Raw genomic sequence first — 22,514 nt, 5'->3', positions numbered from 1 at the left:
TCTAACTGTGTTGTAGAAAATATATATTTTTGCTCCTTATTTTAATGCTTCTTTGTTTAAAGCTGCAATAAGTTCTTCAGGGTCATTAACCGCTTTTTTTATTATCCCTTTTTTATCGATAATAAAATGCGTGGGAAATACTGCAACTTTCAGATTGTTCTCCATGTAATTTTCGGAGACATGAGCTATCGCATAATCAAATCTTGTTGTTTTTAAAAATCTTCGTAAATCATTTTCAGGGTCGAATGCTAAGCTTAAAAAAACAATGTCCATCCTTTTTCTATAGATCCTGACCAAGTTATTTAATGCAGGTATTTCTTTTATACATTCGTGGCAATTAATAAACCAGCATTTTACTACGAATATTTTTCCTGACGTTGTACCTGTGTTGTATATTTTATTATTAAGATCTGCGAAACTAAAGGCGGGTAACCTTTGCCCTTCATAACGATAATTTTTGTAGTAGCCTGAACCCCAGTTTTTTATTATATATCTTATATCATTATTTATTGAATGATTCAATTTAAATAATTTATAAGAGTGTAAATTGTTATTTTCTTCGGTGAGCCTTAGGGGAAGATAATTTCCCGTCATCAGCTTTTTTAAAAATTCAGCTTTACTAATTTTATGGTGGGTTTGATCATAAGCATTTAAATCTTCCGATAATCTCAAAAAGTCTCGTTTGTAATAAAGTAAGCTCCAGGTATTTTTTAAAATCTCGGATGGGGATTTAACCGAAGTAGATTGATTTTGGACCCTTGCCTGGGTATTACTGAAAGATAAAAGGAATAAACTGCATAATATTATTTTTATCATAAACAATCAGCCCTGCTTTATACCTTGTTCAACGCTTTATATCGAAAGGTAGTTTTGAAGATGTATGGGTTGCCCTCACCTAATAGTGATCACGCTCATAATTCATACAAAAAACTAATAAAGATTCAGAATGTTTTGATTTTTATATGCATACCAGATATAATTATATTCGAGTATAATTATAATAAAAAAGCAGTTGAAATACATATAGTGTTCAACTGCTTTTTTCACATTGTGTAAACAATTTAATAAGTAGAACATGCAACTAAATGGGAATTTGCCTGACACACAGTTCCTACGGCACAATAGCTACAGTTGGATGGCTGATTGTCCCAGCAACACATATTATATGTGGCAGCATCATCAACACCACCATTAGGGGGCAGGGCATACCCACCCCGCACGTTTTTCATTTGCTCCCTTGTGAGTGCTACCTTAGTTTCGGGTTGCGGCGCGTTTAATTGCGGTTTTTTCATTTCTGTTTAAATTTAATAAAACACTTAATTTATTTATTCAATTATATGTGTTGAACATGTGTTAAATACATCGCTGATACTTAAACACTTTAGATAGTTGGAATGCCTTTCTATTTCATTTTTTTAGTGTTGTTCGCGAGATTTTAACATGCAGCAATTTTCCCGGCACCATATTAGTTTCGAGTCTGTTAGCTTTTTGTTCAAGAAGTTTGGAGAAAAAGTTTGGCATCACAACCCTCCATAGGCAATTAAAGGTAAAGCAGAATTTTTTGATTTCAAAATTAAAATTATAATAAAATCAAAGAAATGAATCGTGGAATAGATTTGTATGGGTAGTTGAGGAAATAAATAAAACGGCTCCGTTGTGGCGCTCTTTTGATTATAGATATGCTAACTTAATAAGGGATGTGCATAGAATAGGTCAGGCAATCTGTTATAAAGTCAAAACGCAATTTAAATTTTAGTTAACGCAGCTACCTGTGTGCTATAGCCTCGTCAAGTTTTTGTTTTGAAAGATCAATAAGTGCGGATATATCAGGTCTTCCCGGGTTATCTGCTAAAACTTTTTCCAGGTCGGCTATAGATGCTTTTAAAGAGTTTATAGCTCTTGCCTTATCATAAGAATGGCCGGTAGCCTGCAATTTAAATACACCGTATTCGCGGTAGGCAATGCCCCTAACCTGGTAATATTTATTTTTGGTATCATCCGGATCAATAGCTATTGCTTTGGTTAAATCAAATATCGACCCTAATAAAAATTTTTCCTTATCTGCCTGCGAAAGCTGATTATCTTTCCCCAAATAACTTTTTGCCCTTGCCCTATAATAATAGGCGGTAGCATCGGTAGGGTTTATTGCTATTTCTTTGGTGTAAGCTGCGATTGATTTTTTGTAGTTTTCGCTATGATAATAGGAATAGCCCAACATAAGCAAGGCAGTAGAATTGGTTGAATCAATAAGACATGCTTTTTCAAGCTGAGCTACTGCAACTTTAAAATCTCCATCCATTAAAGCCTGTTGCCCCAACTTTACATATGAGTTTTGGGCAGCGGAATTTTCAAAAGAAGAAATGATCAGAAAAGATATAATTACCGAAATCTTCATCAAGGAGCTACTAGTGTTTTATCAAAACAGTATACTATAAACTTATATTGTAAGAAAATATTATGCCAGCGACACTTTTTTGTCGGGATATTTTCAATAAATTATCAAACCGGATACGATGATATGACTTTTTTTCATCTTTATCAACATTTTTTATTTTTTCAATAAAAAACAGGTAAATTTATAATTTACATATAATCAGGTCATTACGAAGCAAATGTAATTGTTGGTGATTATTGTCTTATCTTGGCACATGTCTTGAAACATAGTATTGCAGCGGGAAAAATTATTATTTATCCTGTTCAGGAATGCCTGTAACTTTGCAGGCTGACAATATGACGTTTTTTATAAAACATAAAAGGTAGTTGATGAATTTTGATCCATTTGATTTTAAAAGTGCTTTACCGGTAATAAACGAAGATTCTGAATTTTTTCCACTGATGTCAACAGAAGACGAGGAGGAAATGAATAACGAGGCTTTACCGGATATCTTATCTATACTACCATTGCGTAATACGGTGTTATTTCCGGGAGTGGTTATTCCTATTACAGTTGGCCGCGATAAGTCAATAAAGCTTATCCGCGATGCAAACAAGGGGAGCCGCATGATCGGGGTAGTTTCTCAACAGGATGTGGGGATTGAAGACCCTTCATTTGCCCAGTTAAACAAAATTGGCACCATTGCGCTTATTGTTAAAATGCTGCAAATGCCCGATGGTAACACAACCGTTATATTGCAGGGCAAAAAGCGCTTTATTTTAAAAGACGAAGTACAAAGTGTGCCTTATATAAAAGCTACCATTGAGCCTTTTAAAGAAGTAAAGCACAAAGAAGATAAAGAATTTAAGGCGATGGTTTCGTCCATTAAGGATATGGCCATGAGCATTATCCAGCTTTCGCCAAATATTCCAAGCGAGGCTGGCATTGCCATCCGCAATATTGAAAGCACTTCATTTTTGATCAATTTTATATCATCAAACATGAATGCCGATATGCTTGCCAAGCAACAATTGCTTGAAGAGCCCAACCTGCGCAGCAGGGCAAACCTGGTACTTGAGCATTTAACCCTTGACCTGCAGATGCTGGAACTTAAAAACCAGATCCAAAGCAAGGTACGTGTAGACCTGGATAAACAACAACGCGACTATTTTTTAAATCAGCAATTAAAAACTATCCAGGAAGAGTTGGGCGGTTCATCGCCCGACCTGGAAATTGATAGTTTGAAGCTGCGTGCGGCAAAAAAGAAATGGGCAAAAGATGTTAAAGACCATTTTAATAAAGAACTTGAAAAGCTGGTACGTACCAATCCTGCAGCTGCCGATTACTCGGTACAGATAAACTACCTTGAGTTATTGCTTGATTTACCGTGGAACGAGTTTACAAAGGATAACTTTGATTTAAAAAGAGCTCAAAAGGTTTTGGATAAAGACCATTTTGGTTTGGATAAAGTAAAACAGCGCATTATTGAATACCTTGCTGTGCTTAAATTAAAGCACGATATGAAGGCGCCGATACTTTGTTTGGTTGGCCCTCCGGGAGTTGGTAAAACATCCCTCGGTAAATCAATCGCTAAAGCTTTGGGGCGTAAATATGTACGTATGGCCTTAGGCGGCATCAGGGATGAAGCCGAAATAAGGGGGCACCGTAAAACCTATATAGGTGCAATGCCGGGCCGTATCATTCAATCCGTTAAAAAAGCGGGGGCGGCAAACCCTGTATTTATACTGGATGAGATTGATAAGGTAGGTAACGATTTTAGGGGCGATCCATCATCGGCATTGCTGGAAGTGCTTGATCCTGAACAGAACAGTACTTTTTATGATCATTATGTTGAAATGGATTTCGATCTTTCAAACGTAATGTTCATCGCAACAGCAAACTCGCTGAGCACTATACAGCCGGCTTTACTTGACCGGATGGAGATAATAGAAGTAAACGGCTATACTATTGAAGAAAAGGTTGAAATAGCCAAACAGCATTTAGTACCAAAACAACGTGAAGCACACGGCTTAAAGGCTAAGGATGTAGTTGTAAAACCAGATATTATAGAGAAACTGATTGTTGATTACACCCGCGAGTCGGGCGTACGTTCGCTTGAGAAAAAAATTGGCTCACTGGTACGTGGCGTAGCAAAAAATATTGCTATGGAAGAGCCTTATAACCCTACTGTAAGCAAAAAGGAAGTAGAGAAGATATTAGGCGCACCTATATTTGATAAAGACCTTTACGAAGGCAATGATGTGGCCGGTGTAGTTACCGGTTTAGCCTGGACATCAGTAGGGGGAGATATCTTATTTATTGAAGCAAGTTTAAGCCCTGGCAAGGGCCGGTTAACTTTAACCGGTAGCCTTGGCGATGTAATGAAAGAATCGGTAACTATAGCTTTGGCTTATTTACGGGCACATTCTTCCTATTTTGATATAGATCCCAAATTGTTCGATCAGTGGGATATCCATGTGCACGTGCCCGCTGGCGCTACACCAAAGGATGGCCCATCGGCTGGTGTAACTATGCTTACTGCCTTAACATCGGCATTTACACAGCGTAAAATTAAACCACACCTGGCAATGACCGGCGAAATAACTTTAAGGGGCCGTGTATTACCTGTTGGCGGTATAAAGGAAAAAATACTGGCTGCTAAACGTGCCAATATAAAAGAGATAATTTTGTGCGCATCAAACAGAAAAGATATATTAGAAATTAAGGAAGATTACATAAAAGACCTTAAATTTCACTATGTAACCCAGATGCGCGAAGTAATTGACCTGGCTCTTTTAAACGATAAGGTAAACGATGCGCTCGATCTTACAATTAAGGCAGATGTTGCCGCTGCCGTAAATTAATTTTTACTTTTTTTTAATATTGTTAGCTGCCGGCTTTAAATATGCAGTTTGAATTCTTTTTTGATGTTTTAGGCCATCAAAAGCGTTCAAAGTGCATAAACTGAAACTTTTTAACCGGCGATAGCGTATTACTCATTGTCATAATTATAAAGTAATTATGGGAATAGTTAATAACCCAAAATCTAAAAAAGTGAAGAAAACTTTTACATTAAAAGCTGTTTTTTTATTACTCCTTATCACATCATCGTTTTACCTGAAGGCTCAAAATCTTGAAGAGAACCCGATAAAAAGGGATTCGACCGTTGTAGAATTCAAAAAACCCAGAACAGTATTTCTTGAGGCAGGTGGCCCCGGCCTTGCCCTTACCATAAATTATGATACCCGCTTTGGTGATCATAGAGATAAATGGGGATATAGGGTTGGCGCAGGTTATTACAACACTGGTGCTAACTGGGTTGCATCTGTTCCGCTACAGTTAAATTATTTATATGGCTTAGGCAAGCAAGGTGGTAATAGCTTTGTGGAGTTTGGCGCAGGTACCACTTTTGTTCGTTCGCATGGAAGCCCAAAAGGGGTGACATTTGAATTTGATAACATTACAGGCTTTATCGGCACAGGTACTATTGGTTACCGTTTTCAGCAAGATAATGGCGGGATCAATTTCAGGATAGCATTTGTACCCATATTGTATGATGACGGGGTTATAGCCGAAGGTGGTTTTAGCATTGGTTATACCTTTTAACAATAAGATAAAATATTTTAAAAAGCCCTGAATTGTCGGGGCTTTTGCTATTTTAGACGGTTAATCCCCAAAACCAACCGGATGAGAATTAAACTATTTACTTTCCTTATCAGCCTTTTTTGCGCTGTAAACGTTTTTGCACAATCACATAATAATGAAATAGGGATCCAGACTGATAACGACTCGTATTTGGGCCAGGGATCAGACAGGTATTATACCGATGGCATATATATTCATTACAGGCATGCCTTAAAAGTTAAAGGCGGTGATAGCACCAGGCTGATTAACAAAGTACTTGGTTTTGAGATTGGGCAAAAAATATATAATCCGCAAAGCGGCAGTGTTTTTTTCCAGGGCGCTGATCAGCCCAATTTGGTCGACCGCCCGTTTGCCGCTTATTTATATGCAGGAGCAACACTGAATTTTTTATATAAAGACGAGAGTAATTTAAAAATTGGCGTCCAGTTAGGTATCATAGGGCCAGGTGCTTTTGGTAAAGAGGTACAGGATTATGTACACGATAATTTTGGTTTTTATCACCCAACCGGCTGGCAGTTCCAAATTCAAAATGAAGCACAGCTAAATCTATCTGCTGAATATAACAGGCTGTTAGCAAGAGGGGGATGGATTGACGTTTCTTTAGCAAGCTATTTGAATTTAGGCAATGGTTTTAGCGGCCTTGGTGTTGGCCCCATGGTGCGGTTAGGATCATTTAACCAGTTATTTAACTCGGTAAGTACGCAAAGTACAGCTATCAGGAACCAAACAGTAACTCCGCTTCATGCGCACGAAATATTTTTTTATTACAAACCGCTATTTAATTACGTAGCCTATGATGCTACTATACAGGGCGGCCTGTTTAATAAGCACGATGATCCTAACAGCCAGGAAATAACGCGCAATAAAGAGCCTTTTATTTTTAGTAATCAATTTGGCGTTGCATTTACCACAGGCCGTTTTGTAATTGACGCAGCAGCTATATTTCATACCAAAGAAGTTAAAGAAATGGTACGCTCTGAACAATGGGGGAGTGTAACGGCGTTGTATAGGTTTAAGTAATTGGTTCATGGTTCATAGTTCATAGTAAAAGGAGCGAAGCTGCCATGAACTATGAACCATCAACCATGAACTAATCCTCGAAACTCTTCTTCCTGTTTTCTTTTTTAGCGGAATTTATTTTTTTTGATTCGAGGCGGGCGGCTTTAGAAGCTTTACTTACTTTGGTTGCTTTGCGTACTTTGGGTTTATGAAGCGCTTTGGTTAATAATACGGTTAGCCTTTCAATAGCCTTCTCTTTGTTTAAGTACTGGCTGCGTTCTTCATCGCAAATTACTTGTACCAGTCCGTCCTTATTTAAACGTGATTGCAGTTTTTCATTCAATAGCACCTTCTCTTCATCAGTAAACAACAACGAGTTATTTACTGAAAAAAGCAATTCAACCTTGCTGGATACCTTATTAACATTCTGACCGCCTTTTCCGCCGCTGCGGGATGCTTTGTAAGTAGTTTCTTTTTGCAGGTCGGCTTTAGTAAAATTCATGGGCGAATTTAGTGAAAGTTTGCAGTTTGCGGTGAGTAGTTTGCAGTAAGGCAAATAAAAAACTGCCCACTGTTTACTGTCAACTGCCAACTTTTCCCTATTTTAGCTGCTCATGAGTAACAACATCATAGTTGCCATTGATGGCTATTCATCGTGCGGAAAAAGCACCCTGGCAAAGGCTTTAGCCAAAAAACTTCATTTTATTTATGTTGATAGCGGTGCAATGTATCGTGCGGTAGCATTATACTTTTTAAGGAATAATGTAGACCTTAATAATCACGAACAGATTGCCGAAGCGCTGGAAAAGATCCATTTAAATTTTCATTCGCGCGATTACCAAACGCACATCACCTTAAATGATGAAGAGGTATCTGATGAGATCAGGCTGATGCCTGTTTCCGAAACGGTAAGCGCTGTGTCGGCTATCCGCGAGGTACGCAAAGAGATGGTGAAGCAGCAGCAGCGGATGGGCAAATCGAAAAATATTGTAATGGACGGGCGAGATATAGGTACCGCCGTTTTTCCTGATGCACCGCTTAAAATTTTTATGACAGCCGACCCTAAAGTAAGAGCTGAAAGGCGTTATAAAGAGATGCTGCCTAAAAACCCAGATATTACTTTAGAAGAGGTTTTTGAGAACATAGCCCATCGGGATTACCAGGACACCACCCGTACAGAAAGCCCGCTGGTAAGAGCTGAAGATGCTATAATATTGGATAATACAAACCTTACCCCTGAACAGCAATTAGATTTTGCGTTGGAAAAGGTACACGATTTAGGGAATTATTAGGATTAACAGGATTATTAGAGGTTAGTGATTGGAGACTGGCAATTAAAATGATGCAAAATCTTTACGCTGGAAATAACTAATCTCCAGCCTCCAATCTCTAATCACCCTCAGAGAATTTTACCGCGCTTACTCCAAATTTATTTAAAAAGTCGACACCTTCATCACTTGCGAGGCCTTTGTAGGCTGCATATGATTTATCAAAAAATACCTTTTTAACCCCCGCCGAATAAATTAGCCTTGCACATGGCAGGCATGGCGATAGTGTAGTGTACAGTGTTGCACCTTCCAGATTCGCGCCGTTTTTTACAGCATAAAGTATGGCGTTTTCTTCGGCATGCAAAGCAAGAGAGCAGCTACCTTTTGAATCGCGCGGGCAGCCTGTGCCGGGCCATTCTTCATCGCAGTTGTGGGTGTGCGCTGGGGGGCCGTTATATCCTATAGAGATAATCCTTGTATCCTTGGCTAAAACGGCACCGACCTGGGCTTTAACGCAGTGTGAGCGCTTAGCCAGGTCGGTTGCCAGGTTCATGAAAATATGGTTGAAACTTAGTTTGGTCATTGGTCAGTTGTCATTAGTCATTGAAGTGGTTGTCATTAAGTAAAATGTCATTGATCATTTGCTTCGGATCCCGATAGTACAAATGACCAATGACATAATGACTAATGATCAGTTAGTGCCCGCCTGAAGCTTGCACGTGATCAATATCAATACCTTGTTTTTTAAGCTCAGAGCCGGCTTTCCATGCAAAGAATGCCAGGTAAGCAAAACAAAATACCGGAACTATGTATGATATGTGAATACCGCTCATACCACTCACAGCATGTTGTGCTGTATCAGCTAAGATCCCTTGTAATGGTGGAATGATAGAACCTCCCAGGATCATCATAATTAAGAAGGATGAACCCTGGCTGGTATATTTGCCCAGGCCGGTAATAGATAGCGCAAATATTGAAGGCCACATAATTGAACAGCAAAGGCCTCCGCTAAGAAAAGCAAGCAAACCAACCATGCCGGTATTTAATAAGCCTACTATCATGCAAAGTACGCCCAATAAACCAAAAATAGTAAGTGTAAGTACTGGCTTTTGCTGACCGACAAGGAATCCTACTATCAGTACTGCTACACAAATACCATAAATATATAATTTACTAACATCCTGACCGCTTATGTGGTTTACAAATAACACTATTCCAAATGCTACAAATGGTACAACTATAGTCAAAATATTTTTAGTCATTTTTGACATTTTAAAGGCTGCAAGAGCACCCGTCCACCTGCCTATCATTAAACTACCCCAATATAATGAGATAAAAGGAGCAATATGATCGGTATCATAGCCACCAAACTCAGGTGTTTTAACCAATGCGCCAAGATTACTTTGAATAGTTACCTCAACACCTACATAAGTAAATATGGCTATCATACCATAAATTAACTGTGGATATTGCATTGCGCCCCAGCCTTCTTTATTTTTACCGGATGATTTTAATGAAACAAACAATGCAGATAAAATTACGATCAATGCAAAATATACGATGTATGATTTAATTAATCCAGCAGAGTGAACATATTCCATTACTCCAGCTTTCAACCCCGGAGTGGCAAATTTTGTATGATCAATATTTTCTGAAGTAATATCATTTAAATGCGGAATGCTCAAAACCGCCTGATTATGCGTCATCGAGGTCGCTACAAAATCGCTTATCGGTGGGGCAATAAATATTAGCACAAAGGCTACGAAAATAAAAGTAAGCGGTCCGTAGGTTTTTTTACTTGTTTCTATCTGCTCATCACTGGTAACCTTTGGTAATTTTGAGAACCAAAAGAAAATAGCCACAGCAATAAACAGTGCTGCAAGTATTAAATAAGCATTGTTAATTGAAGTTATTTTAACATCAGCAGCAGGTAAATGATTGCTTGCGCTACCAAATAATATAAGACTTATAGCAACCGGACCCAAAATACTTCCAAAGTTGTTCACTCCTCCGGCAAGGTTTAAACGGTGTGTGCCGGTTTCTGGCGTGCCTAAAACAATTACGAATGGATTTGCAGCGGTTTGCTGTAAAGAGAAGCCAAGGGCAATAACAAAATCGGCAATTAAAATAAAACCAAAAGCCCCTGAGTTTACAGCTGGAACCATTAATACAGCGCCAAATGCCGAAAGTACAAGACCTACAATAATGCCATTTTTGTAGCCCAGCTTATTCATTATATCAACTTTCTTAATTTGAGAAGCAAGATACAGCACTAGTGAGCCGATGAAATACCCTCCATAAAAAGTGTAGTCAATTAATTGTGATTCAAATTGAGAAAGACTGAAGTGTGCTTTGCAAAAAGGTATAAAAATGCCATTTGATGCAGCATGAAAGCCCCAAAAGAAAAATACAGTAATGATTGTGTACAATGCTGTACCGTAACTTTTTGTTTTATTTTGTTCCATTGTTTAATTAGGTTTATACAAACTGTGTATTTGAAACACTAAACATAACTATTTTTTGCAATTCTGCTATATTTTTAATTAATTAAATCACAAATTTAAGTTTGGTTGTTTACCATATAAAATTGCATATTCGTGCTGCATTTTTTTATTTTAACCGGCACGTAAGCCTTAATTAATGATAGAAGCTGTTATTTCGGGTATTGGGTTTGGATTAGTGTTAACGTTTTTAACTGGCCCGGTTTTTTTTGCTTTAATAAAAACCAGTATCGAAAAAGGCTTCCATGCAGGTGTTGCACTTGCTTTGGGAGTGGTTTGCAGCGATATGGTATTTGTGGGCGCTATTTTGTTCGGTTCGCAATACTTTGATATTACGGCTCATGATAAAACCTACGCGGGCGTATTTGGCAGCGCCATTTTGTTTGCAATAGGCATCTATTACATGTTTAAAAAATCCGAGATCAATTATAAAAACACTGTCCCCACTAACCTCCATCGCGCTGGCTATTTTTTGAAGGGCTTTGTGATGTGTATTTTCAACCCCACAATTTTATTTCATTGGACTATTGTGATAGGCGCGGCAAGCACGGTTTATCATGAAGGCGTTCCTCACCGGTCGGCTAAAATTGCTATAATGTTTTTAACCATTCTTATAGTGCAGTTTGGCCTTGATACTACCAAAGCTTTTTATGCCGATAAGCTGCGCGACAGGATCTCCGTAAAGTTTGTACATCGCCTTAACCAGCTTGCAGGTATAGCGCTAATTATAGCCTCGCTTGTGCTGCTTGATAAATTGGTAACTAACTTTGTTTTTTCACCTCCGGGTGCGTGAGGGGGGAATTAGTCATTAGTCATTAGTCATTAGTCATTAGTCATTAGTCATTAGGCATTGGGTGGAGAAGGGATAGGAGTCAGTTTTTATTATATTTAAACCGTTATTAACCTTATTATGGAAAGTATTTTCTCCCCGACCATTAACCCTGCATTTATTGAGCGTATAAATAAACTCACGCCATCAACCCCTGCCTTATGGGGTAAAATGAATGTATCGCAAATGCTGGCCCATTGCCAGGTGCCAATACAGATAGCTTTTGGCGAATTAAATACCAAAGGCGGGTTAATTGCCCTGCTTTTTGGCCGCATGGCTAAGAAAAAGGTGATAAATGAAGAACCATTTGAACGTAACCTGCCAACAATGCGGGAAGCCAAAATTAAAAATGACAGGGGTTTTGATACAGAAAAGACCTCTTTAATTGAATTGGTTAAACGGTTCACCACAGGACCGGATGTATTAACAAAAAAGCCCCACCCTTTTTTCGGTCCGCTAACTGTTGATGAATGGAATGCGCTTCAGTACAAACACCTGGATCATCATTTAAGGCAATTTGGTGTATAGTTAATTTATCGGAAGGATGGCTTCCGGCTGTGATAAAGTATTTTTAAAACTCCCCATTTCGGGAATAAAAGTTATCTTTAAGAAATTCTGTTTTACAGGCTATATCTGTATTTGACTTTGCTTATTTATTTTGGAGCATTTTCTAAAAGTTAGCTAATAATATAACAGTATTTACGTTATAACACAGGTAACGTTAAGTACTTGCATGTTAAACCAGGATTTCATCAGTATAACGATGATCTGATTATCATTCTGCCGTTACCCGGATCTATTAAAAAATAAATTACTAAATCATTACCACTATGAGCAAAGACAGAAAAACGGTTAAAGAGGTTAAAAAGGCGCCTGCCGTAAACGGAAACAAAAAGGTATCATCATACCAGTCGGAAAAAGGATCAAAATCCGAATCAAACGGTAAAAAATAACGTAGCATGAACGAACAAGCAATAGAAACACAAACCCGGATGTACCTGTACGATTTAATGAACGCTGCCAAAGAGCACGGCTTTAAAGCGGACGACAGCTGGGAGTTAAGCATGGTTAACGATAGCGGAAGATCAAAGCTTCAGAAGGATTATTATCCGGCTATTGCAGTAAAAATAGCTCCTGAAATAGTTTTGCAGGTATTTAACTCTGCCCGCTCAGGATTAAAACAATCATTTAATAACGAAGGGCACCAGCCTGATGAAAAAAGTATTATAACAGATAATATCAACTTCCTGGTTGCTATTAACCCGAAAAGAATGAGAGGGTAGAGGGGGGAAGTCCGAAAGTCCGAAAGTCTGAAAGGCTTGGGCAGATAAAGAGTCAAAAATAAAGCCCGGTAGAAGATAATTCTACCGGGCTGCTTTATATTTTACTTTCGGACTTTACTGACTTTTCCGACTTCCGGACTTTCCCGACTCAATTATACCCTCTTGCATTTTTACCTTCCATCCAGTTTGCAAAGGCTTTGTTAACAACCTTATTGCCGCCTGGTGTTGGGTAGTTGCCTGAGAAATACCAATCGCCTTCATGATCAGGACAAGCCTTGTGTAAATTATCAAGGGTTTGATACAATACCTTTATTTCGGCTTTTATTTCTTTAGGGGTAATGATCTGTGCAATACGGTCAGAAATTTCCTGGTCTGTAAATGGCTCATAAATGGCTTTTACATAGTTTTCAACTTCTTCTTTAGGCAATGACGCGCTATCCTTGCATTGCTGATATACTTTTAATATTACATCATCTTTGCCTGCATCCTTCAGTAAACTGATTGCCGCTTCAAAAGCAACAAACTCGCCCATGCGCGACATATCAATGCCATAGCAATCAGGGAAACGAATTTGCGGTGCTGATGAAACCACCACTATTTTTTTAGGGCCCAGCCTGTCAAGGATCTTCAGGATGCTTTGTTTAAGCGTTGTACCGCGAACTATTGAATCATCCAGCACAACCAGCGTATCGGTGTCCCTTTTTATCAATCCGTAAGTAGTATCATAAACGTGGGCCACCATTTCGCTGCGGTCCGCATCCTGCGTAATAAAGGTGCGCAGCTTAACATCTTTAATAGCTATTTTCTCAACCCGAGGCGCCATTGATAGCACTTCGGTTAATTCTTCTTCACTTATCTTATCGTCGCGGTTTAATAATTTATCGCGCTGATATTTTTTAATGTATTTGTGTACGCCCTCAACCATGCCATAAAAGGCAACTTCGGCAGTGTTTGGGATATAAGAGAAAACGGTGTTTTTAACATCGTAATTAACATTCTCCAGGATCTGCTCGCAAAGTAAACGGCCCAATTGCTTACGTTCACGGTAAATGGAAGCATCGCTGCCACGAGAGAAATAGATGCGTTCAAATGAACATGCTTTTTTCTCAGCAGGCTCGCTAAACATATCCTCCGTTATTTTACCGTTCTTTTTTACAATAAGTGCATGGCCGGGCCTGATTTCCTTAATCTCCTCCATCGGGATATTAAAGGCGGTTTGTATAGCCGGGCGCTCAGACGCTGCTACCACAATTTCATCATTGTAATAATAGTAAGCAGGCCGGATGCCAACCGGGTCGCGCATTACAAATGCATCACCATGGCCAAGTATCCCGGCAATAGTATAACCACCATCCCAGTTCTTTGCAGATTTCCGGAGGATTTTGGCAACATCCATATCATTGGCAATCAGCTTGCTGATCTTGATGTTATCATCCAGGCCTTCGCGTTTGTACTGATCAAACAAGCCCTGGTTCTCGGTATCAATAAAGTGGCCTATTTTTTCAAGAACGGTTATGGTATCGGCTTTTTCTTTAGGATGCTGGCCAAGGTCGTAAAGTTGCTGAAGCAGCTCGTCAACATTGGTCATGTTAAAGTTACCGGCAATAACCAGGTTACGGGTCATCCAGTTGTTTTGCCTTAAAAAGGGGTGGCAGTTCTCAATGCTGTTTTTGCCGTGGGTACCATAACGCAAATGGCCCAATAACACTTCGCCGGTAAAGCTTACGTGCTCTTTGAGCCATTCTGCATCCGCCATTTTTTCAGGCATCTCCTTTTGAATGTCGGCAAACTTCTTCTGAATATATTCAAAGATATCAGCAACCGCATTCGAAGCCATCGATCGATGTCGGCTTATATAGCGCTTGCCAGGTTCAATATCCAGCTTAATGGTAGCAACACCGGCGCCATCCTGGCCGCGGTTATGTTGTTTTTCCATTAAGAGGTAAAGTTTGTTTAGGCCGTAAAGGGCCGTGCCGTATTTTTCCTGGTAAAAAGAAAGAGGCTTTAACAGTCGAATGAATGCAACCCCGCATTCATGTTTAATCGAATCACTCATGATTGTTAATGAGCGGCAAAGTTAAAATTTAAATGTTAAAACTTTTAATTAACAGTGTCATTAAATTGCATTAATATTTAAGGAGGTTAATTAAGTTGGATTGGGTTGATTAAGTGAGTGGTTTGAAAACTTGTCATTGCGAGGTACGAAGCAATCGCACGCTACGTAGGTCCGCTATGTAAGTTTGCGCCTTTCTGCTCGCCATGTATAGTTCGCGATTGCTTCGTGCCTCGCAATGACAAGTGTATAACCCTACTTCCCAAACCCCACCAATTTATGCAAAGCTACCGGATCATAAATCCTTCCAGCCCTTATTACAGTGGTTACCTTACGGATCTCCCGGATATTGGTTAGCGGATCACCATCAATTATTACCAGGTCGGCATTTTTACCGGCTTCAATTGATCCGCTTTGTTTATCCATTTTCATAACAACGGCAGGAGTGATAGTTGCTGTACCAATTGCCTGCATAGGCGTTAAGCCTGCCTGCACATATAATTCCAGCTCGCGATCGAGGCTGTAGCCGGGGAAACCCTGGTCGGTGCCTGCAACAATGGTCACGCCATTATCGTAAAGTACTTTCACTATTTTTTGAAAGCTGTCCCAAATTGGTTTCAACTTTTCAGCATTTGCCGGCTCGCTGCCTGTATTTTTAAAAATAGCCTGTAAAGGTAAAGGCAACGAATAAAAGGCAGGCTCCATAATAGTAATATCATCTTTAGTAGACCGGAAAAACATTTCAAATACGCCTACCGTAGGATCAATAACTACATTATGTTGTTTTATGAATTTTATAGCCGCAATACTGGTTGAATCCTCGAAGTTTATGGAACGGTCCTTATTGCGTTTCATAATGGAGTAAACGTATTGCACATGGTTAACCATATCCATACCTGAATCTACCCCTGCCTGCAAGGTCATTCCATTGGGAATATGGCCGGTTACGGTAAGGTTCAGGCGGTGTGCTTCATCACAAATAGCTTTTACAATAGCCGGCTTTACCGAGCTGTAAATTTTTATCTGGATAAAACCATTGTCCTTATAGCGGTCAACCTCTTTTATTGCTTCCTCCTTTGTATCGGCCTGGATAATTCCGAGCGCCATAGGGCCTTTACCATCAATAATGCCGGCCTTTAATATTTTAGGGCCAATGCCCTGGCCATTATCAATGGCGCCTTGTACGGAGTTTATAAAGGCAAACTCGTTGCCGCAGTCGCGCACGGTAGTTACGCCTGCAGCAAGATATGCGGGTCCCCACTCCACCTGTTCAAAGTGAGCATGCATATCCCATAAGCCGGGTAATATGGTCTTTCCCTTGGCATCAATGATTTTGGCGCCTGCAGGGATGGTTACTTCGCCAACTTTGCCCACCTTTTTAATAATGCCATTTTCAATAACCACTACAGCATTGGGTATAGGTTTTGAGTTTATCACATCAATTACAGTTCCGCCGGTTATGGCAATTACTTTATTAGCAGCAATTGCTTTAGGTGTGTTTTTGGTAAACAATTCCATACCGTAGGTAGCAGCTTTGGCTATAAACATTGGCAGCAGGCCTTCGTAAGGTTCCAGCATCATTTCAAGCTTATCAGCTTCGGCATCGTTTGTTATCAGGCAAATTAATTGCCCGGCCTTATCGGTCCACAAGATCTCATTGCCCCAGATCAATCCCCCTACAGTATACCGGTCAAGCAGTAAGGATTTGCCATTGAAAGTAAAGGAATCCTCGCCATCCTTTTTAATTTGTACCGTTCCGTTTGGCAGGGTATTTATAGTGGCAGGTTGTTTGTGATTCTTCCAGTACCTGATCAATTCCTGTTGTACCTCACCCGGTGCATAGCTTGCTATTGGGAAAGTTAAGGGCGTGATCTTTTGCGTATAGGCGGAATCGTTAACTTTTACATGCGCCTGGTTTCCGGATATAGTTATCGTATCGTTAATGGTTGCTGAACGGGCGGTATTGCCTTTTATTTTCAGGCTCAGCGGTTCAAAAGCAGGTGTTAATTTAAGCTCGGCCTTTAATGGTACTGGCGAGCCGCGGTCGACAAATTTAAAATCAGAGGTGTAAATAATTTCTTTATCGGTTTTGCTAACGCGATAGGTTTCTTTACCAATATGCTGCTCAAACTTATGCAGGAAGAAGGTAATGCTATCAGGTTTTGTTTGTGCAGTGGCCGCGAATATTATCAATGAGAAAGTTAAAAGAAGAATATGTTTTTTCATAAGAAGTATTTAAAGTTTCGGATGGCTAAAGTTATAAGTTTTGGGGTGAAATTAATAATACAATTTGTAGCGCGGTTATCCCAACGATGTTCAATAATGCGACTGCATCCGTTATACTTCGCAGGTAAACTAATATCACCCGTAATCATCTATATAATAAATATCAAAGATTATTCTTTATTATTAAATAAAATTCTTTATATTTGTATTAGACATTAGCTCCACAGCTATTTTAAGCTTCAAAAAGCGTCCGTTCGTTCGCTGACCCCCTGCTCCCCGGACGGACGGACACCCAACAACCATAGCATTCAGGTCTTCTTATTAAATGGAAGATAAGGTCCTTTATAAAAGGGTTATAGGAGGGGATATTATCTAAAATCTCATTTATTTTCCAGTAAAAAAGCAGCCGCATAACTTATCACCTGGAAAATAACCAGCTTGTAATAATAATTCAATAATGTCTTCCTGGGGATCTCATTGAGGGCCCTGTGCAGTGTTTGTTGTTATCAATAAAAAATATTTCAATGGAATAGAATGCGGCTATTACCGTCTTAAAGCGCTATCCATCGCAAGTTCCTCTATGAGAGAACCTGCGGAAACGGGAAACATTAACAACCAACAATGAAATGGGTATAGTTTTCCAGGTGATTGAAAGTGGCGTAAAGCCTTTAGAAAGAAATAAGAAAAGCGTCCGTCCGTCCGGGGGGCTATGGGTAAAAGAACGGACGGACGGAAGTTATTGATTTTCTTCTTTTTTTGAACCATGATTATAGGATTAAAAGATTGACCTGATGCCTTTCGCTTCGATACAGGATCAAGAAATCATAAAATCAAGCGAATCATGGTTCGGACAACAGCATTAGGAGAAATCTTCAAAACTTATCCTTCATCCCCAGCAAGCCCCAAATCCCTCCGCTGTGGATAGCCAATACTTTACTGTCGGGCTTAAAGTAATTTTTAGCTGCCAAATCATAAATGGCGTACAGCATTTTGCCCGTATAAACAGGCTCTATCAAGATCCCTGTATCAGCTACAAACTGTTTAATGAATTTTATGAGCCGCTCATCAGTTTTACCATATCCGCCAAAATGATAATCGGTATGGAGCTGATAATCTACAGAGGTGGTTAAAAACTTATCTATCTCCTCCCTGATGAAATCGCCATTTTTAAATACCGGCACGGCATTAAATTGTGTATTAAGTTTATGCTGCTGAATGCCGTTGATAATACCCGCTGCGGTAGTACCTGTTCCGCAGGCGCAAAAAATATGGTCGTAGGTGTCGGTTAGTTCATCTATCAGTTCGCTGCATCCTTTGGCGCCTTCGGCAGATGAACCGCCTTCATCAATAAAAAAGGCATTATTATCATTGCAAAAGTATTTATTAAACAGTGTAGGTTTATCGCGATAGCTTTCACGGTCGGTAAACAGCAGGTTCATTCCATGCAGGCGGCAAAGAAAAAGGGTATCGTTATTTACTTCTTCACCCCTCACAATCCCTGTGGCTTTAAAACCGAATTTGGCCGCCGCCGCAGCAGTTGCAAGCAAATGGTTGGAGTATGCCCCTCCAAAAGTTACCAGGTGGGTTTTATTTTCAATTTGTGCCTGCTTTAAAATGTATTTTAATTTGCGCCATTTATTGCCGGAGATGATAGGGTGGATCAAATCATCCCGCTTTAAAAAAACCTTTATTCCCTGTTCATCAAACAGTTGGTTTTTGATTTGATGGACGGGGCTGAAAATTTCAAGGTTAAGCTGCATGGCCGTTAAAAGTATTACAAATTTACAATTAATCAATATCTGAAAAAACGAGTACTTTTGCCCGGATGACTGAAGACAACGGTTTTATTGAGCAGGAAGAACAGGACCTTTATGAACACTTGCGCATAGTTGTTGATAAAGGGCAGTCGCTATTGCGGATTGATAAGTTTTTAATGTACCGGGTTGAAAATGCATCGCGCAACCGCATTCAAAACGCTATAGAGCTCGGCAATGTGCTGGTTAACGATAAAGCCATCAAATCAAGCTATAGGGTAAAACCGCTGGATGTAATCTCGGTAGTATTGCCGCACCCGCCGCGTGATACGGAAGTTTACCCGGAAAACATCCCGCTTAATATTATTTATGAAGATGATGATGTGCTGGTGGTTAACAAACCGGCAGGGCTGGTAGTGCATCCCGGTTATAACAATTATACCGGTACGCTGGTTAACGGGCTGGTTTATCATTTTCAACAATTGCCTACTCTGCCGGGTAATGATGGGCGGCCGGGACTTGTACACCGGATAGATAAAGATACATCGGGCCTGCTGCTGATCAGCAAAAACGAGCGCTCCATGACCTGGCTGGCCAAGCAATTTTTTGATCATACCATTGCCCGTAAATATATTGCCCTGGTTTGGGGCGACCTGTCTGAGGACGGCACGGTAACCGGTTATATTGGCCGCAGTGTAAACGACAGAAGGGTAATGAGCATTTATGACGACCCGGAAAAAGGGAAATGGTCTGTTACGCATTACCGGGTTTTAGAACGGATGGATTATGTAACCCTGATTGAGTGCCAGCTGGAAACAGGGCGCACGCACCAGATCCGTGCGCACATGAAACACATTGGGCACCCTTTATTTAGCGATGCTACTTATGGGGGCGACAAAATTTTAAAGGGTACAGTTTTTAGTAAATACAAACAATTTGTTGAAAATTGCTTTGAACTATTACCAAGGCAGGCCTTGCATGCACAATCATTAGGATTTTTGCATCCAACCCTAAAAAAACAATTATACTTTGAAGCCCCGCTTCCTGACGATTTTGCGGCAGGTTTGGAGAAGTGGAGGAAGTATGTTGGGAGTAGTGATCAGAGGTTAGAGATCAGAGATTAGTTGAGAAAACCAGAAAGAAAAAGAATAAAATAAATCTATCAATAAAAAACGTAACAATAAGAGATAGCGGACGAGTGATTAGTGTAAACAAAAGCAACTAATCTCTGGTCTCTAACCTCTAACCTCTAACATATGGTCCCAATATTCATCAATTTTAACGGCGAAATACTTCCGGCTGATACCAAACTGGTTGCACTGAATAACCGTGCATTTAAGTATGGCGATGGCTTGTTTGAGAGTATGCGGTTGATGAAGGGCCAGCTTAAATTTCCGGAGCTGCACGCCGAGCGCTTACAACGGGGGATGAAAGCGCTGAAAATAGATGGGTACTCGCAAATGGATACCTGGTTTTTGAAGGAAAAAGCTGCCGACCTGGCCCGAAGAAATAAGATAAAACATGGCCGTTTGCGCCTTACAGTTTACCGCGATGCCGATGGTTTATACACGCCGTCGCAAAATAAAATGGGTTATTGCCTGGAGATCCAGCCGATGGACGAACCACGTTATTTTTTAAATGAAAAGGGCCTTATTGTAGACCTGTATACAGAGCTGCCCAAGCCTACCAACTACCTGTCGAACATAAAAACCTGCAACTCATTGATCTACGTAATGGCAGGCATCTACAAAACTCAAAACAAGCTCGACGATGTGTTTTTGCTAAATCAGGGTGGTAATTTATGCGAGGCAAGCAGCTCGAATGTATTTGTATGGTACCAGAAACATTTGTATACGCCTGCATTAAGCGAGGGCTGCGTTGAAGGAGTTATGCGGCAGGTAATCATCAATATCGCCAAAAACAATAACATCCCGGTAACCGAAGCGCAGATAAGTCCGGATATATTATATGAGGCCGATGAAGTATTTATAACAAATGCCGCCCGCGGGATACAAAGTGTAATAGGGTTTGGTGTGAGGCGTTATTTTAACGGGCTAAGTAAAATACTGATAGAAGAACTGAATAAGCTATAAAGTGCTGCCCTGTTTTAATTTTTTGCCTGACAGATTTAACATGATAATTTCTTCACCATCCAGGCAGATCAGATCTGAAAGCTCAACTTCCAGTATTTCTGTAATTTCAATCAGCCGGTTTAAGGTGACGCTGCTGTAACCCAACTCTATTTTACTGTATGCATTTTGCGAGATCAGAAGCTTTGCCGCAAGATAGTCTTGGGTGTAATTTCTGAATTCCCTGATCTTCCTGATGTTGGAAACTATCTGTTTGGTTTTTAAATCGCTTATTGACCTCATAAAGTACGGTTATAAACATAATAAACGAAGTAAAGGCGTATACGGTTTTTTTTAATGTGAATTAACTGGCAGGCAAGTTGTTCTGGGCAAACGCATTCAAAGGAGGCTCCGATGGAGCCCAAACAGGAGTATTGTAGTTTTCTACAAACAGGACACTCCTCTGGAGTGAAAAACCAGTCTCAAGTCATCTAACAAGCTCCATAGGAGCAGCCTGTTTATAGACAATTTCTAAAAATTTGTAAGGCTCCATCGGAGCCTCCTGCAAATTTGCTTAGTGAGCCATAAGAAAATGCTTTATTTTAACGCATTTGCCCTGCAAGTTGTTCAGTGTGTTTAGTTTATTCAAGATAGGCATATTGATTCTGCCGAATAAAATGACATAAAAAGGGCAGATTGAATGTAAAAGCTATTTAACTTGCTTCGTATTTTAATAAAAATGACCGTTAACACTTACATACCTGCAAACGTTTTAAAGCCTTTCATCAAAAACTACCTGGTTATTGAAAGTAATTACGGGGATGTAAATCAGGTATTACCTGATACTTCGCTGGTGCTGGCTTTCAGGTATAAGGGGAATGTGAATTACATAACCGAAGGCATTGAAACAGTTGCACCGGTTTCTGTACTGTCAGGTTTAAGAAAATCTTCGCGGTTAATAAGCTATTCGGCAGGGGCAGCAACTATCCTGGTTATATTTAAGCCTGCCGCTGCAAGCACCTTTTTCAAAGTACCGCTTCACGAATTGTTTGAAGACAGTGTGCCGCTTTATAACTTTATCAGCAGCCAAAAGCTAGCTGAGATTGAAGATCAGCTATCAGCCGCAAAAAATAATTTTGAAAGGATAAATTTGATCGATCAGTTTCTGTCCGCTCAAATTATAAGCACAGGCGGGGATAAATTAGTTTTAGCTGCTATTGAAAAGCTGCATGCCGCCAAAGGTTTTTATAAAATAAAGGATTTGGCTAACTCTTTATACATAAGCCAGGATGCCTTTGAAAAAAAATTCAGGAAGACAACAGGAGCATCGCCAAAACACTTCTCATCTGTTATCAGGTTAAGAAATATAGTGAGCGCCGGTAAACAACAGCAAAACTTTACAGAACTTGCTTATGATGCAGGCTATTTTGATCAATCTCATTTTAATAAAGATTTCAGGCTGTTTACCGGGCAAACCCCATCAGACTTTTTCAAGTCGCCATCCTTCTGGTAA

Annotated in this window: 21 protein-coding genes; 11 read left to right on the top strand and 10 right to left on the bottom strand. The window is 39.8% G+C overall.

What is annotated here, in order from left to right; translation table 11 throughout:
• Positions 1–36: 36 nt before the first annotated feature.
• From BUE31_RS08005 to BUE31_RS08000, 3 genes are all read right to left on the bottom strand, one after another.
• A complete protein-coding gene (locus tag BUE31_RS08005) occupies positions 37–816 on the bottom strand; it encodes a TlpA family protein disulfide reductase (RefSeq protein WP_073402157.1) in 780 nt (259 codons plus the stop codon).
• A gap of 245 nt (positions 817–1,061) precedes the next feature.
• Entirely contained in the window at positions 1,062–1,292 is a 231-nt protein-coding gene (locus BUE31_RS30655) for a hypothetical protein (RefSeq protein ID WP_143167057.1), read from the bottom strand.
• A gap of 473 nt (positions 1,293–1,765) precedes the next feature.
• Complete coding sequence (locus tag BUE31_RS08000) at positions 1,766–2,395, bottom strand: tetratricopeptide repeat protein (RefSeq protein WP_073402154.1); 630 nt, start codon at positions 2,393–2,395, stop codon at positions 1,766–1,768.
• 368 nt (positions 2,396–2,763) lie between these two features.
• Here BUE31_RS08000 and lon point away from each other — a divergent pair, with 368 nt between their 5' ends.
• From lon to BUE31_RS07985, 3 genes are all read left to right on the top strand, one after another.
• Positions 2,764–5,238 (top strand): endopeptidase La, encoded by a 2,475-nt coding sequence (lon, locus tag BUE31_RS07995; RefSeq protein ID WP_073402152.1) that lies wholly within the window; start codon positions 2,764–2,766, stop codon positions 5,236–5,238.
• A 190-nt stretch (positions 5,239–5,428) separates the two neighbouring features.
• Positions 5,429–5,980 (top strand): hypothetical protein, encoded by a 552-nt coding sequence (locus tag BUE31_RS07990; protein ID WP_143167056.1) that lies wholly within the window; start codon positions 5,429–5,431, stop codon positions 5,978–5,980.
• 81 nt (positions 5,981–6,061) lie between these two features.
• A complete protein-coding gene (locus BUE31_RS07985) occupies positions 6,062–7,039 on the top strand; it encodes a lipid A deacylase LpxR family protein (RefSeq protein WP_073402147.1) in 978 nt (325 codons plus the stop codon).
• A 70-nt stretch (positions 7,040–7,109) separates the two neighbouring features.
• Here the strand turns inward: BUE31_RS07985 and arfB are convergent, their stop codons facing one another.
• Entirely contained in the window at positions 7,110–7,520 is a 411-nt protein-coding gene (arfB, locus tag BUE31_RS07980; protein ID WP_073402143.1) for an alternative ribosome rescue aminoacyl-tRNA hydrolase ArfB, read from the bottom strand.
• 112 nt (positions 7,521–7,632) lie between these two features.
• On the opposite strand from arfB, the gene cmk reads away from it, so the two are divergent.
• Positions 7,633–8,310, top strand: coding sequence for a (d)CMP kinase (gene cmk / locus BUE31_RS07975; RefSeq protein WP_073402140.1), 678 nt, complete (start codon positions 7,633–7,635; stop codon positions 8,308–8,310).
• A 97-nt stretch (positions 8,311–8,407) separates the two neighbouring features.
• Here the strand turns inward: cmk and BUE31_RS07970 are convergent, their stop codons facing one another.
• Both BUE31_RS07970 and BUE31_RS07965 read right to left on the bottom strand, forming a co-directional pair.
• Positions 8,408–8,869 carry a deoxycytidylate deaminase gene (locus BUE31_RS07970; protein WP_073402137.1) on the bottom strand — a complete coding sequence of 154 codons (462 nt, stop codon included), beginning with the start codon at positions 8,867–8,869 and terminating at the stop codon, positions 8,408–8,410.
• A gap of 112 nt (positions 8,870–8,981) precedes the next feature.
• On the bottom strand, positions 8,982–10,751 hold the full coding sequence (locus BUE31_RS07965; RefSeq protein WP_073402134.1) for an MFS transporter: 1,770 nt from the start codon (positions 10,749–10,751) through the stop codon (positions 8,982–8,984).
• A gap of 175 nt (positions 10,752–10,926) precedes the next feature.
• Here BUE31_RS07965 and BUE31_RS07960 point away from each other — a divergent pair, with 175 nt between their 5' ends.
• From BUE31_RS07960 to BUE31_RS07950, 4 genes are all read left to right on the top strand, one after another.
• Positions 10,927–11,580 carry a LysE family translocator gene (locus BUE31_RS07960; protein ID WP_073402132.1) on the top strand — a complete coding sequence of 218 codons (654 nt, stop codon included), beginning with the start codon at positions 10,927–10,929 and terminating at the stop codon, positions 11,578–11,580.
• Between the two features lie 117 nt (positions 11,581–11,697).
• On the top strand, positions 11,698–12,144 hold the full coding sequence (locus BUE31_RS07955; RefSeq protein ID WP_073402129.1) for a DUF1569 domain-containing protein: 447 nt from the start codon (positions 11,698–11,700) through the stop codon (positions 12,142–12,144).
• A 302-nt stretch (positions 12,145–12,446) separates the two neighbouring features.
• Positions 12,447–12,569, top strand: a complete 123-nt coding sequence (locus BUE31_RS31540) for a hypothetical protein (RefSeq protein WP_255376652.1) — start codon at positions 12,447–12,449, stop codon at positions 12,567–12,569.
• Between the two features lie 6 nt (positions 12,570–12,575).
• Entirely contained in the window at positions 12,576–12,899 is a 324-nt protein-coding gene (locus BUE31_RS07950) for a hypothetical protein (RefSeq protein WP_073402126.1), read from the top strand.
• A gap of 148 nt (positions 12,900–13,047) precedes the next feature.
• Here the strand turns inward: BUE31_RS07950 and BUE31_RS07945 are convergent, their stop codons facing one another.
• The 3 genes from BUE31_RS07945 to BUE31_RS07935 all read right to left on the bottom strand — a co-directional run bounded on the left by BUE31_RS07945 (position 13,048) and on the right by BUE31_RS07935 (position 18,938).
• Positions 13,048–14,955, bottom strand: coding sequence for an amidophosphoribosyltransferase (locus tag BUE31_RS07945; protein WP_073402123.1), 1,908 nt, complete (start codon positions 14,953–14,955; stop codon positions 13,048–13,050).
• 252 nt (positions 14,956–15,207) lie between these two features.
• Positions 15,208–17,178, bottom strand: coding sequence for an amidohydrolase family protein (locus BUE31_RS07940; protein WP_083619500.1), 1,971 nt, complete (start codon positions 17,176–17,178; stop codon positions 15,208–15,210).
• An 872-nt stretch (positions 17,179–18,050) separates the two neighbouring features.
• Positions 18,051–18,938: a 1-aminocyclopropane-1-carboxylate deaminase/D-cysteine desulfhydrase gene (locus tag BUE31_RS07935; protein ID WP_073402120.1), complete on the bottom strand. Its 888-nt coding sequence runs from the start codon at positions 18,936–18,938 to the stop codon at positions 18,051–18,053.
• Positions 18,939–19,003: 65 nt separating this feature from the next.
• Between BUE31_RS07935 and BUE31_RS07930 the strand changes: the two genes are divergently transcribed.
• Entirely contained in the window at positions 19,004–20,056 is a 1,053-nt protein-coding gene (locus BUE31_RS07930) for an RluA family pseudouridine synthase (RefSeq protein WP_073402117.1), read from the top strand.
• Between the two features lie 132 nt (positions 20,057–20,188).
• Positions 20,189–21,025, top strand: a complete 837-nt coding sequence (locus BUE31_RS07925; protein WP_073402114.1) for an aminotransferase class IV — start codon at positions 20,189–20,191, stop codon at positions 21,023–21,025.
• Here BUE31_RS07925 and BUE31_RS07920 read toward each other — a convergent pair.
• Complete coding sequence (locus tag BUE31_RS07920) at positions 21,020–21,304, bottom strand: helix-turn-helix domain-containing protein (RefSeq protein WP_073402111.1); 285 nt, start codon at positions 21,302–21,304, stop codon at positions 21,020–21,022. The genes BUE31_RS07925 and BUE31_RS07920 overlap by 6 nt on opposite strands.
• A gap of 436 nt (positions 21,305–21,740) precedes the next feature.
• On the opposite strand from BUE31_RS07920, the gene BUE31_RS07915 reads away from it, so the two are divergent.
• A complete protein-coding gene (locus BUE31_RS07915; RefSeq protein WP_073402108.1) occupies positions 21,741–22,514 on the top strand; it encodes a helix-turn-helix transcriptional regulator in 774 nt (257 codons plus the stop codon).

It is taken from the genome of Mucilaginibacter sp. OK098, assembly GCF_900142915.1.
Taxonomy (GTDB): Bacteria; Bacteroidota; Bacteroidia; order Sphingobacteriales; family Sphingobacteriaceae; genus Mucilaginibacter.
The sequence above is the reverse complement of the archived record's forward strand: the minus strand, read 5'-3'. Positions and strand labels throughout refer to the sequence as shown.